This is a genomic window from Cognatishimia sp. (assembly GCF_964229375.1).
In the GTDB taxonomy this organism is placed as follows: Bacteria; Pseudomonadota; Alphaproteobacteria; order Rhodobacterales; family Rhodobacteraceae; genus Cognatishimia.
This window is the reverse complement of the sequence record NZ_CAXREH010000157.1, coordinates 1-12,723: the sequence shown is the minus strand read 5'-3', so window position 1 is coordinate 12,723 and position 12,723 is coordinate 1. Positions and strand designations below refer to the sequence as shown.

Here is a 12,723-nt window from a genome sequence, read left to right as displayed (position 1 = left end):
CATAGCTGCGCTATGGGCACGCTCATCCACGCGCGTTAGCTCGGTTGTAGAACCGCCATAGCCGCGCGAGATCACATGCGGGGTCAGACCCTTGGCTTGCAGGTGCTGGATCAGCGCGATTGCCGTTGGTGTTTTGCCAGTGCCGCCAGCATTCAGATTGCCGATGCACAACACAGGGACGTTGGCGCGAAACTCGGCAGGGCGCGCGACCCGCCGCGCCGTGACCGCCCCATAGAGCCACCCCATAGGCGCAAGGGAAAGGCTGCGCAGGCTGACGCGGCTTGGCTCCCAATTCCAAAATCCGGGTGGCCGCATGCTTAGGTCTCCGCCTTGTCGATGGTCGCGTTGATGTCGGCGACGATTTGGTTGATGACCCCCGCACCCTGTGAGACCGTATCCCAACCCGCGTGCACCATCGTTGCCACTTTATCCGGCGCCATCAGCTCTTCCAAAGCGCGCACCAAGGCAGGCGCATTTTGCACGACTTTGGCGGCCTGCGCATTGGCAAGGCGCGTATAGGCGTTCAGGTGGTTGTGAACGCTGGGTCCATAAAGCACGGCCGACCCCAGCGCCGCCGCGTCAAACGGATCGCGGCCGCCGTGTTTCGGCTTTAGGGATGACCCAACAAATGTAATCGGGGCAATCCGATAGAACAGACCCAATTCTTTCGGGTTTTCCGCCAGCAGGATATCCGTTTTCTCGGTTGGGAATTCCCCGTCGTCCCATTGCGCAACATGCAGGCCGAACTCTTTGCTGAGGTGCAAAAAGCTCTGCGCTTGGGTGCGGTCATCGGGCACAAGAATCAAAACGATCCGTGGAGACAATCTGCTGATGCTGCGCTGGGCGTCGAGGATCAAGGGCAGCTCGTCCGGTTGAATACGGGCCGCCAGCCAGCAGGGGCGGGCAACCAAAGCATCGCTTAACGCGTCAAGATCATCGGCGTTGCAAGGCAAAACCGGGTTCTCTTCGATCAAGTGCCCGGTCACGCTAACCGGCGTATTTTGTTTTACCAATCGCGAGATCCGTTTCGCGGCGGCATCTTCGCGGGCGAAAATATGGGAAAACATCTGCAGAACCGCCCGTTTCGGCGAAGGCAGCCAGCGTGTCGTCCGCGCTGTTAGAACAGGATCATCGGCGTCGATCAAAAACAGCGGTATATTTCGTCTGTGCGCGGCTTCGATCAAACCGGCCTGAAGCTCGTGACCCATCCAGATGCAACAATCCGGTGCCCAATGGCTCAGAAACGTCTGAATATCTTCGGGATTCTCGGACGGCGAGACGGCGCAGACTGCGATTTCGGTCAAGCCACTTGGACATTGGCTGCCGAAGGGGACGGTTAACAAAAGCTGCGCGTCGCTCTGTGCAGCCAGCCTCTGCCCCAAGTCCGCCAAGGCCGTAGCGCGTTGGATGTCGTTGCAGTGCAGCCAGATCAGATACCCCCCGGGCCGTGTTTGTGAGACATCCAAAGGGGTCTGCTTTTCGCGCCGGGCAAGGGCCAGATACGTGGTCAGAGATAGCGGTTTGGCCATTAAAAAGTGCTGCCCGAAGTTCGTTTCGCAAAGACTATGCCGTCTGGCGGCGTCTCACAAGTTTAGGCTGCCAAGGCGTCCAGGATCTGAGCGTGCAGGGCGTGGTTGCTGCCGACCATTCCCGGCAGGCGCGGGTCGGGGTTGTTGAACCGCAAGCGCTGGCCGTGTTTGTCGCTGGCCATGGCACCCGCTTCTTCAAGCAGTAAAACGCCCGCTGCGATGTCCCATTCCCATGTGGCGCGCAGTGTCAGCATGGCGTCAAATTTTCCCTGTGCCACCAAGGCCAGCCGATAGGCAAGCGAGGGACGGTGATTGCGGGTGACATCGGGAACGCGTTTCCAGTGGCGCGGCTCAAAGCTTGGGCGGGTCGCGAGGATATTGGCACCCGTCAGGGTGTCGCGTGTGCTGGGCGCTATTGGCGTGCCGTTCAGAAACGCCCCTTTACCTTTGGCCGCCGTGAACATCAGATCGCGTTTGGGAAGATAGACGACACCGGCCACGACGTCGCCCCTGTCTGCAATCGCAATGGAATGGGCCCAGGTATCAGACCCTTCGATAAAGCTGCGCGTGCCATCGATAGGGTCGACGATAAAGACGCGCTCGGCGTGCTGGCGATCCTCTTGCGGGGCGGATTCTTCGGACAGCCAGCCATAGTCGGGCCGCGCCTCGCGCAGTTCGACTTCCAGCATCCGGTTGACCGCCAGATCAGCAGCCGTCACCGGCCCTGCGCCGTCTTCCTTGTCCCATGTTTCATAGGTCGATCCATGAAACCCCGTCGCGATACGGCCGGATTCTTTGGCAGCGGCAATCAGAAGATCCAGATCAGTTTCCAGCAAGGGTCAGCCCTTCGACACGCAAACTTGGGACAACGCTGGACAGATGCAGGCGTGCATCATTGGCAGGGGTTAGGGACATCATCATGTCTTTCAGGTTCCCTGCGATGGTGCATTCGTTGACCGGATAGGTGATCTCGCCATTTTCGATCCAGAACCCTGTTGCCCCACGAGAATAGTCGCCAGTGTTGGGGTTGATCGTGGATCCGATCATCGACGTGACCAAAAGACCGGTTCCCATGTCGCGGATCAATTCTTCGCGGCTTTGCGAACCCTGAGTCAGCGCCAAATTCCATGAAGTTGGCGAGGGCGGTCCAGAGACCCCCCGGGCGGCGCTGGCGGTGCTTTGCATGCCCAGTTTTCGCGCGTTTGCCAGATCCAGAGTCCATCCCGTCAGAACGCCCTGATCAATAATTTTGCGCGACCGGGTAGGCAGACCCTCGGCATCAAACGGGCGCGATCTTGGTGTGCGGGCGCGATGGGGATCTTCGATCAAGGACAGGCCTTTCGGCAGGATTTCGGCACCCAGATCGTTCAGCAACCAAGAGCTGCCGCGTGCAATGGCGGCCCCGTTGATTGCGCTCATCAGGTGGCCGATCAGAGATCCAGAGATGCGCTCGTCAAACAGCACCGGATAGGCCCCGGTTGGGGGGCGTTTCGGATTTTGGCGTGACAAAGCCCGCTCTGCCGCGCTTGTGCCGATGCTGCGCGGGTCGGCCAGGTCGCTTTGGAAAATGCGCGAGTCATAGTCATAATCACGCTCCATATCGGCGCCTGTGCCTGCGATCGCGACACAAGAGATCGCCCGGTCGCTGCGGGCGTAGCCACCCGAAAAGCCGTTCGTGGCTGCCATGTGCACATCGGTGCGCCCATAGCCCGCCGAGACCGACTGAACCTGCGAAATACCGTCATACTCAAGCGCGGCCGCTTCAGCGTCAGTGGCATCTTGTTGCAATGCGGCGGGGTCCGGCTCGCCCGACGGGTCGCAGAGTTCCAGCGCATCCAGATCCCAATCCTTTGCAATATCAGCAGGATCGGCCAGTCCGATATAGGGGTCATCCGGCGCTTCGGCCGCCATTGCAACCGCGCGCTCGGCCATCGTGCGCAGCGTCTCTTCGCGCACGTCCGACGTAGATATATTTGCCTGTTTTTGACCCAGAATGACACGCAGACCCAGATCGGTCGCCTCTGAGCGTTCGGCGTTTTCAAGGGCACCGCCCCGCACGTCGATGGACACAGAGGTGCCGCGTAGGGCGATGGCATCCGCGGCGTCTGCGCCAGCGGCCTTAGCCAGATCCAAAAGCTTTTCGCTGAGCTGTTGCAATGTCTCGGTCATGTTGCCTCCGCCTGTGGTGTCATTGAGTTAGACCTCGGGGCAGTGTGACTCAAGGGGCGCGACCCAAAGCGCCACAAAAAAGGCCGCCCGGATGATGGGCGGCCTCTTGTCTTTGGTCTGAAAATCAGCGCAACCGCTGTCCGTTTGCCAGAACGTGGCCTTCGCCGGTCACTTCCAGACGCGAATTTAGTTCGTCGTCGCCCGGGCCTGCCACGGTGAAGACGCCCATCATCATGCGCGCGCCCATCGCGTCGCCCTCAGACACAAGCCCCATCGAGATAAGGCTGTCCAAAAGCTGGTTGCCTCCGGTCAGGCGGAAATCCGCAGCGCCTTCAGGACGTGGGAAGCCGTCAAAGCTCGACAGATCGGTGTTGTCAAAGGTGAAATCGCCAGCACCGGTCAGCTCTGCGCCCGCCACCGAGACTTCGAGATCTGTCAGGCTGAGGGATTCCAGCGTCGCCGGAACATCGTCGCTTTCAAAGAAGGCTGGGTTGAATGCACCCATCATCAGTTTGGTCGTGCCTTCCATGCCAACGCTGATCGTTGCCGGACCACGTTCCAAGGCCGCACCGGGATCAAAGATGTTCCACAGAAGGTCCGGGATAATGGCGTCCACAATCGCGAAATTCATAAAGAAGTCTTGTGGGTCCGCGGTCTCGGCCAAAGGCAGCGAGAAGGACATAGACGCTTCGCCGACTTCGCCAGACACCGGCAATGGGATGTCTTCGCCAAAGAAGTTGAAGCTGGCGTCAAAGCTGCTCATCGATGCTTCAAGCACGTCGCTGTTAAACAGCATGCCAAAAGACCCCGACGCGGATGCGGACTCTGATGAAAACGGTGCGTTGCCATCATTGCCGGACATGCTGGACTGCGACGCGCCTTGCGAGGCTTCGATCGAGATATTCAGCTCTTCGTTAAAGATCGAGAAGGGGTTCTCTAGATCGATGTCTTGCGAAATAGACAGGGCCGACTCGACACGCAGATCGTCGACGGTGCCCGCTGTGACAAAGCTGCCGTCATCCTCTGGGGCGACGAAACGGACGTCATAGGTCATGGAGTCATAACGTACGTCCTGTTGGATCGAGGTCAGCCCCTCGGTCGCGATTTTCACGAGTCCGGTCATGCCGGTGACGGTGACATCGCCTTCGATCTGTGCGCCGATCTCTGCAATGGGTGCGCCTTCGACCAGAACCTCGGCCACGCTATAGGTGAGCGAGGCGGCTGAATAGGTATAGGTGATGTCGTTTGGCTCGCCCGATGCGATTGTCGACAGGCCAACAGGAACAATATCGATCGTGGCCTGGCTGTCGGGTCCGCCTTCGCCCTCGATCCGCGCGGTGACAGACATGTCTGCCCCGTACTTCATTTCAACCGTCCCGTCCCCGCGACTGATAAAGTCCATGTCCGGCAGGGTGATTGTGACCGTGCCGTCTTCGTCTGGCACTTCAAACGAAATCGAGACATCTGTGACGAGGATGTCATCTCCGGTGCGCTGCTCGGTCGCTGTCATGTCCAGAGTGAAGCCCGACAGATAGCTTTGCCAGCTGTCCCAGACGTCTGCGGGTGTGATGTCAGCGAAACTTGGTGTGGCCAAAACGGCGGTGCAAGCGGCAAGCGCGCCGCGCGAAACAAATGATTGGGTCAAAACGCGTCCCCTCCAGTAACTCGTTAACCCCAATGTCGGATGTGGGGGAAAGCGGGTCAAGGGTGGACCCCACAACTTGCGGCCCCTATCTTGAAAAGAACCATGAATGAGGAGGGGTGAACTCATGAATATGCAGGGAAAAACTGTTTTAATTACAGGCGCTAGCCGTGGAATCGGTGAAAGTGCTGCGCGTATCTTTGCCGAAGCCGGCGCAAATGTGGCTTTGCTGGCGCGCAACGAGGCGGCAATTGCGGATCTGACCGCTGAACTTGGCGACAAGGCCTTGGCGATTCCCTGTGACGTAAGTCGCTATTGGGAAGTCGAGACTGCGGTGAAAGCCTGTATTTCGACCTTTGGCAGCCTTGATATTCTGATTAACAACGCAGGCGCTATCGAGCCGATTGCGCATCTGTCCGAGGTGGATCCCGAAGCATGGGGCCACGTGATCGACGTTAACCTAAAGGGTGTCTTTCACGGTATGCGCGCCGCCATGCCAGAGATGATCGCGCAAGGAGGCGGTACGATTTTGACGATTGGTTCGGGGGCCGCGCACGGACCGGTCGAAGCGTGGTCACACTATTGCTCCTCAAAAGCCGGGGCATTGATGCTGACCCGCATGGTCGACAAAGAGGCCCGCGCGCAAGGCATTCGCGCGATCAGCCTGTCGCCCGGAACAGTCGCAACGCAGATGCAGCGCGATATCAAGGCAAGCGGCATTAACCCGGTCAGCCAGCTGAACTGGGAGGACCACGTGCCCGCTGAATGGCCCGCGAAAACGCTTCTGTGGATGTGCGGGGCCGAGGCGGATGCGTTTTTGGGCGCCGAAGTGTCCCTGCGCGACGAAGACATCCGCGCCAAGGTGGGTTTGGTGTGATCGACCTTCTCAAAGAAGACAGCGGGCTCTGGATTCTGTCGATCAACCGACCTGACAAAGCCAACAGCTTGACGAAAGAGATGCTGGAACTGCTTACCGAGGCGGCTCTGGCTGCGAAAGACGCGCGGGCGCTGGTAATAACCGGCATAGGCAAGGTATTTTCAGCTGGGGCCGATTTGGACGAGGCCCGCGCAGGGCTGGCCACGGATGATGTCTGGGAACGCCTGTCGAGCGCCATCGCGGATTTGCCCTGCCTGACAATCGCGGCGCTGAACGGAACGCTTGCTGGCGGCGCAACGGGGATGGCCTTGGCCTGTGACATGCGCATCGCAGTGCCAACGGCCAAGTTTTTCTATCCCGTGATGAAACTGGGCTTCCTGCCCCAGCCATCAGACCCCAAACGCATGGCCGCGCTGATTGGCCCTGCGCGCACAAAACTTGTTTTGATGAGCGGGCAAAAGATCACCGCACAAGATGCGCGCGACTTTGGCTTGATCGACAAAATCACAGAGCCTGACGCGCTGATGCCCACCGCGCGCAGCTTGGCAGAGCACGTTCTAGCCGCAGATCCCGCCTTCGCCAGTCAGATCAAACAGATGTGCCGCTAGCGTCTGTTGCGCCGCTTTCCCGGTGTTTTTGAATGAAACGTTGCAGGGCGTTTGGCGACCCACGTGATGAATTTGGCTAGCCTTGGATGCGACCGGAGCGCCTCTATCGTGTGAAAGTCGCGCGCCAGCTCTGCTTCTGTGAGGGTCGCGTGAATTTCGCTGTGACAGATCTGGTGGAGCAAAACCACAGGCCCGTTCTTCCCGCCTTTCAGCTTTGGGATCAGGTGGTGCAGGCTCTGTTTCGCCTTGGGTGGAATGGGGCGTCCGCACAGCGGGCAAATCGGGTCTTCCATTCCTTTGTCTTGAGCTTTCCTGCGCGAGAGGGCAAGAAAAACCAAAGCAAGCATGGGTGAGGCCTGCAATGGAAAACCAGTCAGACATTCTTCAGACCGCGATCGGCTATCTCGAACAGGGTTGGGCGATTGCGCAGCAATGGCTGCTTAGTCCGGCGGCGTGGTCGCAGTTTGCGTTGCTTGTGGTCGCGTTTGTGGCGGCCCTCTGGGTCAGTCGACGGCTGAAGGCGCCCCTGACCCGGTGGCTGACACCGGCAGAGGACAATGACAGCATCCTTGCCAAAGCGCGTCGCTTTCTGGCGCAATTCGTCCCATTGCTGTTCCCGCTGCTGGCCTATGCGTTCACCGATGTCGGAGAAAACATCACCCGCAGTATCTTTGGCTCGGGTGCGGTCATCGCCTTTGGCAATCGGGTCATCCTGTTCATCGCCGTGCGCATTCTGGTGAAAGAGGTCGTGCAGGATCGGCTGTTTAAAGCGATTGGCAAATACTTCCTTGTGCCCATCGCCGCGCTTTACGCGCTTGGTCTGATGGGAGTCGTCACCGCACAGCTTGAAGCGACCGTGGTGCCACTGGGAAATCTGAGTTTCTCTTTGTTGTTCCTCGTCCGGTTCTTGATTGTCGGCGGTGTGATTTTCTGGCTTGGGCGTTGGTCTAATGCGCAGTCCACCGCGATCATTCAAAAACAAGAAGACATGCGCCCCGCAATGCGCGAGCTGGCGACCAAAGCCAGTGAGATCGCGATTTTCGGTGTCGCTTTCCTGTTGTTGATGAACATCATGGGTATTTCGCTGACGTCACTCGCGGTTCTGGGCGGTGCCATCGGCGTTGGTCTTGGATTTGGTCTGCAAAAGATCGCCAGCAACTTTATCTCAGGGGTTATTCTGCTGCTGGAAGGTCAGGCGACCGTTGGCGACTATGTCGAACTGGATGGGGGCGAGGCCGGTACCATCGTAAAGATGACCGCACGCGCGGCCATTCTTGAAACCTTTGACGGGCGCTGGATAGTTGTGCCGAACGAAGACTTCATCACGACTCGGGTGGTTAATTTCTCGGACAGCGGCTCTGCCAACAGATATGAGGCGCCCTTCTCGGTGAGTTACGATACCGACATCAACAAAGTGCCGGACATCATCGAAGCGGCCGTCGCAAAGCTGGACTTTGTTCTGCAAGAGCCTGACGGCCCAGATTGCGAGTTGCGTGGTTTTGGCGATAGCGGCATCGATTTTGCTGTGGAGTTCTGGGTGAATGGCATTGATGACGGCAAGAACAAGTTCACACCGAAAGTGCTGTTTGCGATCTGGAACGCGCTGAAAGACAACGACATCGAGATCCCTTACCCGCATCGCGTCGTAGAGATCAAAGGCGCGGTACCCACCAAAGCATGACACGCGCGCTGATCATCGGAGGCGGCCCCGCAGGTTTGATGGCGGCGGATATGCTGTCGTCGGCGGGCCATGCGGTCTGTGTTGCCGAGGCCAAGCCATCCGTTGCGCGCAAGTTTCTGATGGCGGGGAAGTCCGGGCTGAATTTGACCAAAGACGAGCCCTTTGCCCAGTTCTTGTCTGCATTTTCGGACGCATCACCGACATTGCGCCCGATGCTTGAAGCCTTTGGACCCAAAGAGATCACAGCATGGGCCGAAGCGCTGGGCCAAGAGATGTTCACGGGCTCGACCGGGCGCGTGTTTCCGACTGTTATGAAAGCCTCGCCGCTTTTGCGCGCTTGGCTTGCGCGTCTTGCGGCGCAGGGCGTTGACATCAAGACGCGTCACCGATGGGTCGGAATGGCGGACGGGTATGTTTTTGACACGCTTCAGGGTCGGGTCGAAATGACGCCTGATGTGGTCATTTTGGCCTGCGGCGGTGCCAGCTGGGCGCGGCTTGGCTCGGATGGGGCTTGGGCGGGATTTTCAGACCTGCCGGTGGTGCCGTTTCAGCCCGCCAATGTTGGCTTTGTTGTAAACTGGTCGTCGCATATGGCTAAGCACTTTGGTGCGCCCGTAAAATCTGTGGCTTTGCATGCCGGACAACACAGCGTTCGGGGGGAATTTGTCCTCTCGGAAACGGGGGTCGAAGGCGGCGGGATCTATGCAATCTCGCGCGCGCTGCGCGAAGGGGCACCGCTGACGCTGGATCTGTTGCCCGATCTGTCGGAGGACGAGGTGCGCAGGCGGCTGGCAAGACCTCGGGGCAAAGCAAGCCTCAGCAACCATTTGCGCAAGACATTGAAACTGGACGCAGTGAAGCAAGCCTTGTTGATGGAGTTCGGGCGTCCTCTGCCCGATGATCTGGTCGGTTTGCTCAAGAACCTGCCAGTTCAACTGCAAGGTCCGCGCCCCATGGATCAGGCGATTTCGACCGCCGGAGGGCTGTCGTTTGATGCGCTGGATGACACGCTCATGCTGAAAGACCGGCCGGGAACTTTTGCGGCGGGGGAAATGCTGGATTGGGAAGCGCCCACGGGCGGGTATCTGCTGACCGCCTGCTTCGCGACGGGACGCTGGGCGGGTTTGTCAGCCGCGCGGTATCTCGACGCGCTATCGGCGGCCTAGCATCGCCAGCCTAAGCAGCGCGCGTTCAACCAAGGGCATGGCGGGCGCGCTTTGGTTGGCAGACCGCAGTTGCAAGTCAGTATCCGTCAGTATCGTCAAAGCCTGTTCCAGTTTGGGCGCGCCCCATCCCTGCGCCTGACGCACCATGCGGTCTCGGCGTGGGCCAAAGATCGGCGGGCGCATGCGTGAGATCCCCTGCGCCGCGCCGCCGGGATCCGAGGCTGCCGCGTAAAGTGCGCGAAAATGGCGGGTCGCGCCGATGCACAGCCCCACCGGTTGTGTGCCTTGCGCTTTGAGTTTTGCCATGACGGGGCCGATTTCAGGCGCGCGGCCTTCGGCCACGATGTTCAACATGTCATCCAGCGCAGCCTCGGTTGACGTCGGCGCACAAGCGGCCACATCGTCCGAACTGGCAGGCGTGTTGTCACCATGTTTATAGAGCGCGAGCTTCTCCAGCGTCTGGCGGAAATCACCGGGATCGAGCGCTTTGGCCAGATTGGTCAGGTCGGTCATTGCAGCGCTGTCGATTTGGGTCAGGCCTGCGGTGGCAAGCTCTGCTTCGATTTCGTCGCGGCTGGGGGGATCATTGTAGATCGCTGTGGCATAGGCGTTGTTATGCGCTTCAAAGGCCTTGCGGATCTTTGAGCTGGCTTTCAGTTGCCCTGCTGTGACCACAATCTGCGCATCGCCCGTGTTCCAGTCTTGCAACGCGGCAAGGATCGCAGGGGCTGCGGTATCGGTTGCGTCTTCGACAAAGGCAACCCGGGGGCCGGGGAAGAACGAAATCGCCTTGATCGCGTCCAGCAAAATAGCCGGGTCTTTGCGCAGATCGGCAGAGGGAATGCGGGTCAGCCGCATTTCCTCTTCGCCCTGTGGGCCGATGAGGGCTGCGATCAAATCCTGACGCTTCAAAGCCACGCGCATGGCGTCGGGGCCATAGATCAGAATGCCCGTACGACTGGGATCAGGTTTGGTGAAGTAGCCGCGCGCGTCGCGGGGGCTCAGTTTCATTCGGAAATTTCGCCAGCCCGCGCGGTGAGCTGGGTTGCGATCTGATCTGCGAGGATAATCATCAAACGCTCGCGCGCGTCGCGTTCCGAAGCAAGCTCGGACGTGGTTTCGCCGGTTGTGGAATAGCCGGTGAAGTTGCGCGTTTTACCAGACAGCACCACGGCGTTGTCCGCAAGATTGCGCAGGGCAAAGGTGGCTTCCCCAAAGATTTCGATCCGCGTCGTTTGGTTGTCAGAGGTGACAGCAACGCCTTCTTCGCGGGTGGTCAGCGCAACAGACAAGCCAAACTGCGGCGCAGCGCTGCGGCCCAATCGGTGCTCCAATTGGCGCGTCAGGTGAAACCCGTCGCTGGTTTTGATCTCGTCCACGGCGATTTGGCCCAAAACGCGGTTTGATGCGGCGTTGGGGCCATAGGCCGGGGTGAAACCGCAGGCAGCAAGGCTTGCGGTTGCACCGATCAGAACAAAGCGGCGGGTAAGATTAGATGACCACATTCACAATCCGTCCGGGGACGACGATGAGTTTCTTGGGCTGGGCCCCGTCCAGCGCCTTGACCACAGCTTCCTGCGCCAGCGCAATTTTTTCAACCTCTTCCTTCGACATATCTTTCGGAACAGAGATTTCTGCGCGGCGTTTGCCGTTGATCTGGATCGGCAGCGTCACATTGGCTTCAACCAGCATCGCGTCGTCAGCAACCGGCCAAGGCGCGTGGATCATCAGACCCTCACCGCCCAGCAGCTGCCACATGTCTTCAGCCAAGTGCGGAGTCATTGGAGCCATCAGCTGAGCCAACGTCTTGGCGGCCTCTTGTTTGGCCGCCGCGCCCGCTTTGGATTTCGCCAATGTGTTGGTGAACCCATAGAGCTTGGCGATCGAGGCGTTAAAACCAAAGCTTTCCACGCCAAGGGTCACGTCGCGGATCGCCTTGTGGGTTTCGCGAAGCAGCTGCTCGTCGTTGCCGTTTGGCGCCGCATCGCTTGCTGCGGCTTCTGCTGCAATGCGGTGCACACGTGTCAGGTGTTTAAACGCGGCTTCAGCGCCGGATGCGGTCCATTCCACATCGCGTTCGGGCGGGCTGTCGGACAGAACAAACCAACGGGCGGTATCCGCGCCATAGGCCGAGATGATGGCCAGAGGGTCAACCACGTTGTTTTTGGACTTCGACATTTTGGCGCTTGGCACGATGTCGACCTCGGATCCATCTTCAATGAGGAAGGCCTTGCCGTCCTTCAGCTCGACCTGTTCGGGGAAGTAATAGACCGGACGGCCATTGTCGCCTTCGCGTTTGTAAATCGCGTGGGTCACCATGCCTTGGGTAAACAGAGCGTCAAACGGCTCTTTCGATTTTTCTGGCAGATGGCCCGTGATGTTCATCGCACGCGCGAAAAAGCGGGAATAGAGTAGGTGCAGAATCGCATGTTCGATGCCGCCGATATACTGGTCGACGTTCATCCAATAGTCTGCGTCCTCGGCATTGGTCGGCGTCTGGGCGCGTGGCGCCGTGAAGCGCGCGAAATACCACGAGCTGTCGACGAACGTGTCCATCGTATCGGTTTCACGCAGCGCGTCCGCGCCACAAGATGGGCATTTGCAATTGCGCCAGCTTGGGTGACGGTCCAGCGGGTTGCCAGGAACGGAAAAATCAATCGCTTTGCCGTCCTCATCGTAAGGCAGCTCGATTGGAAGGTTTTCTTTCTTTTCAGGGACCACACCGCATGTTTCGCAATGCACCACCGGAATTGGGCAGCCCCAGTACCGCTGGCGGCTTAGACCCCAATCGCGCAGTCGATACTTGGTGACGCCCTGTCCCCAGCCTGCGTTCTCTGCGAAATCAACGGTGGCGTTGATCGCCTCTTCGCCGGTGGCCTCTGTCAGCCCTGCAAAGTGATTCACCCAGCGCACTTTTTCGGTTTTCGGCGGCACAAAAGCTTCGTTTGCGACCGGAGTGTCATTGTCCATCGCAAAGAACGTGTCGATGACAGGCAGATCGTATTTGCGGCAGAAGTCCAGGTCACGCTGGTCATGGGCCGGGCAGGCAAA

At 59.1% G+C, this 12,723-nt stretch carries 13 protein-coding genes; 4 read left to right on the top strand and 9 right to left on the bottom strand.

Annotation, left to right across the window (positions count from 1 at the left end; genetic code table 11):
- The 5 genes from ACEQWH_RS12035 to ACEQWH_RS12015 form a co-directional block, all read right to left on the bottom strand.
- Positions 1-315 (bottom strand): tetraacyldisaccharide 4'-kinase (locus ACEQWH_RS12035; RefSeq protein WP_370231219.1); only part of this gene is annotated, 315 nt, incomplete at its 3' end.
- Positions 316-317: 2 nt separating this feature from the next.
- Complete coding sequence (locus tag ACEQWH_RS12030) at positions 318-1,529, bottom strand: 3-deoxy-D-manno-octulosonic acid transferase (RefSeq protein ID WP_370231217.1); 1,212 nt, start codon at positions 1,527-1,529, stop codon at positions 318-320.
- Between the two features lie 62 nt (positions 1,530-1,591).
- The gene (locus tag ACEQWH_RS12025) at positions 1,592-2,365 is read right to left on the bottom strand and encodes a 3'(2'),5'-bisphosphate nucleotidase CysQ (protein WP_370231215.1); all 774 of its coding nucleotides are present in this window, start codon (positions 2,363-2,365) and stop codon (positions 1,592-1,594) included.
- Positions 2,352-3,698: a TldD/PmbA family protein gene (locus ACEQWH_RS12020; protein ID WP_370231213.1), complete on the bottom strand. Its 1,347-nt coding sequence runs from the start codon at positions 3,696-3,698 to the stop codon at positions 2,352-2,354. Before ACEQWH_RS12020 ends, ACEQWH_RS12025 begins: the two co-directional genes overlap by 14 nt.
- Positions 3,699-3,822: 124 nt before the next feature.
- Positions 3,823-5,343, bottom strand: coding sequence for a hypothetical protein (locus ACEQWH_RS12015; RefSeq protein ID WP_370231211.1), 1,521 nt, complete (start codon positions 5,341-5,343; stop codon positions 3,823-3,825).
- Between the two features lie 124 nt (positions 5,344-5,467).
- Here ACEQWH_RS12015 and ACEQWH_RS12010 point away from each other — a divergent pair, with 124 nt between their 5' ends.
- Together ACEQWH_RS12010 and ACEQWH_RS12005 are read left to right on the top strand one after the other, a co-directional pair.
- Positions 5,468-6,217: an SDR family oxidoreductase gene (locus ACEQWH_RS12010; RefSeq protein ID WP_370231210.1), complete on the top strand. Its 750-nt coding sequence runs from the start codon at positions 5,468-5,470 to the stop codon at positions 6,215-6,217.
- Positions 6,214-6,825, top strand: coding sequence for an enoyl-CoA hydratase/isomerase family protein (locus ACEQWH_RS12005; RefSeq protein ID WP_370231207.1), 612 nt, complete (start codon positions 6,214-6,216; stop codon positions 6,823-6,825). Before ACEQWH_RS12010 ends, ACEQWH_RS12005 begins: the two co-directional genes overlap by 4 nt.
- Here the strand turns inward: ACEQWH_RS12005 and ACEQWH_RS12000 are convergent.
- Positions 6,822-7,118 (bottom strand): HNH endonuclease, encoded by a 297-nt coding sequence (locus ACEQWH_RS12000; protein ID WP_370231206.1) that lies wholly within the window; start codon positions 7,116-7,118, stop codon positions 6,822-6,824. The genes ACEQWH_RS12005 and ACEQWH_RS12000 overlap by 4 nt on opposite strands.
- 68 nt (positions 7,119-7,186) lie before the next feature.
- Between ACEQWH_RS12000 and ACEQWH_RS11995 the strand changes: the two genes are divergently transcribed.
- Positions 7,187-8,506 (top strand): mechanosensitive ion channel family protein, encoded by a 1,320-nt coding sequence (locus tag ACEQWH_RS11995; RefSeq protein WP_370231204.1) that lies wholly within the window; start codon positions 7,187-7,189, stop codon positions 8,504-8,506.
- Entirely contained in the window at positions 8,503-9,672 is a 1,170-nt protein-coding gene (locus ACEQWH_RS11990; RefSeq protein WP_370231202.1) for a TIGR03862 family flavoprotein, read from the top strand. Before ACEQWH_RS11995 ends, ACEQWH_RS11990 begins: the two co-directional genes overlap by 4 nt.
- Here the strand turns inward: ACEQWH_RS11990 and holA are convergent.
- The 3 genes from holA to ACEQWH_RS11975 form a co-directional block, all read right to left on the bottom strand.
- Positions 9,658-10,683 carry a DNA polymerase III subunit delta gene (gene holA / locus ACEQWH_RS11985; protein ID WP_370231199.1) on the bottom strand — a complete coding sequence of 342 codons (1,026 nt, stop codon included), beginning with the start codon at positions 10,681-10,683 and terminating at the stop codon, positions 9,658-9,660. The two genes, ACEQWH_RS11990 and holA, sit on opposite strands and share 15 nt — an antisense overlap.
- A complete protein-coding gene (gene lptE, locus ACEQWH_RS11980) occupies positions 10,680-11,177 on the bottom strand; it encodes an LPS assembly lipoprotein LptE (protein WP_370231198.1) in 498 nt (165 codons plus the stop codon). The genes holA and lptE overlap by 4 nt, the downstream gene beginning before the upstream one ends.
- On the bottom strand, positions 11,164-12,723 hold a 1,560-nt coding region (locus ACEQWH_RS11975; protein WP_370231196.1), incomplete at its 5' end, for a class I tRNA ligase family protein. The genes lptE and ACEQWH_RS11975, both read right to left, overlap by 14 nt.

What these genes read in the sequence shown, in the direction of transcription:
- ACEQWH_RS11995 (WP_370231204.1), top strand. Translation starts at nt 7,187, where the DNA reads ATGGAAAACCAGTCAGACATTCTTCAGACCGCGATCGGCTATCTCGAA.
- ACEQWH_RS12030 (WP_370231217.1), bottom strand. Translation starts at nt 1,529, where the DNA reads ATGGCCAAACCGCTATCTCTGACCACGTATCTGGCCCTTGCCCGGCGC.
- ACEQWH_RS12000 (WP_370231206.1), bottom strand. Translation starts at nt 7,118, where the DNA reads ATGGAAGACCCGATTTGCCCGCTGTGCGGACGCCCCATTCCACCCAAG.
- lptE (WP_370231198.1), bottom strand. Translation starts at nt 11,177, where the DNA reads ATGTGGTCATCTAATCTTACCCGCCGCTTTGTTCTGATCGGTGCAACC.
- ACEQWH_RS12020 (WP_370231213.1), bottom strand. Translation starts at nt 3,698, where the DNA reads ATGACCGAGACATTGCAACAGCTCAGCGAAAAGCTTTTGGATCTGGCT.
- ACEQWH_RS11990 (WP_370231202.1), top strand. Translation starts at nt 8,503, where the DNA reads ATGACACGCGCGCTGATCATCGGAGGCGGCCCCGCAGGTTTGATGGCG.
- ACEQWH_RS12010 (WP_370231210.1), top strand. Translation starts at nt 5,468, where the DNA reads ATGAATATGCAGGGAAAAACTGTTTTAATTACAGGCGCTAGCCGTGGA.
- holA (WP_370231199.1), bottom strand. Translation starts at nt 10,683, where the DNA reads ATGAAACTGAGCCCCCGCGACGCGCGCGGCTACTTCACCAAACCTGAT.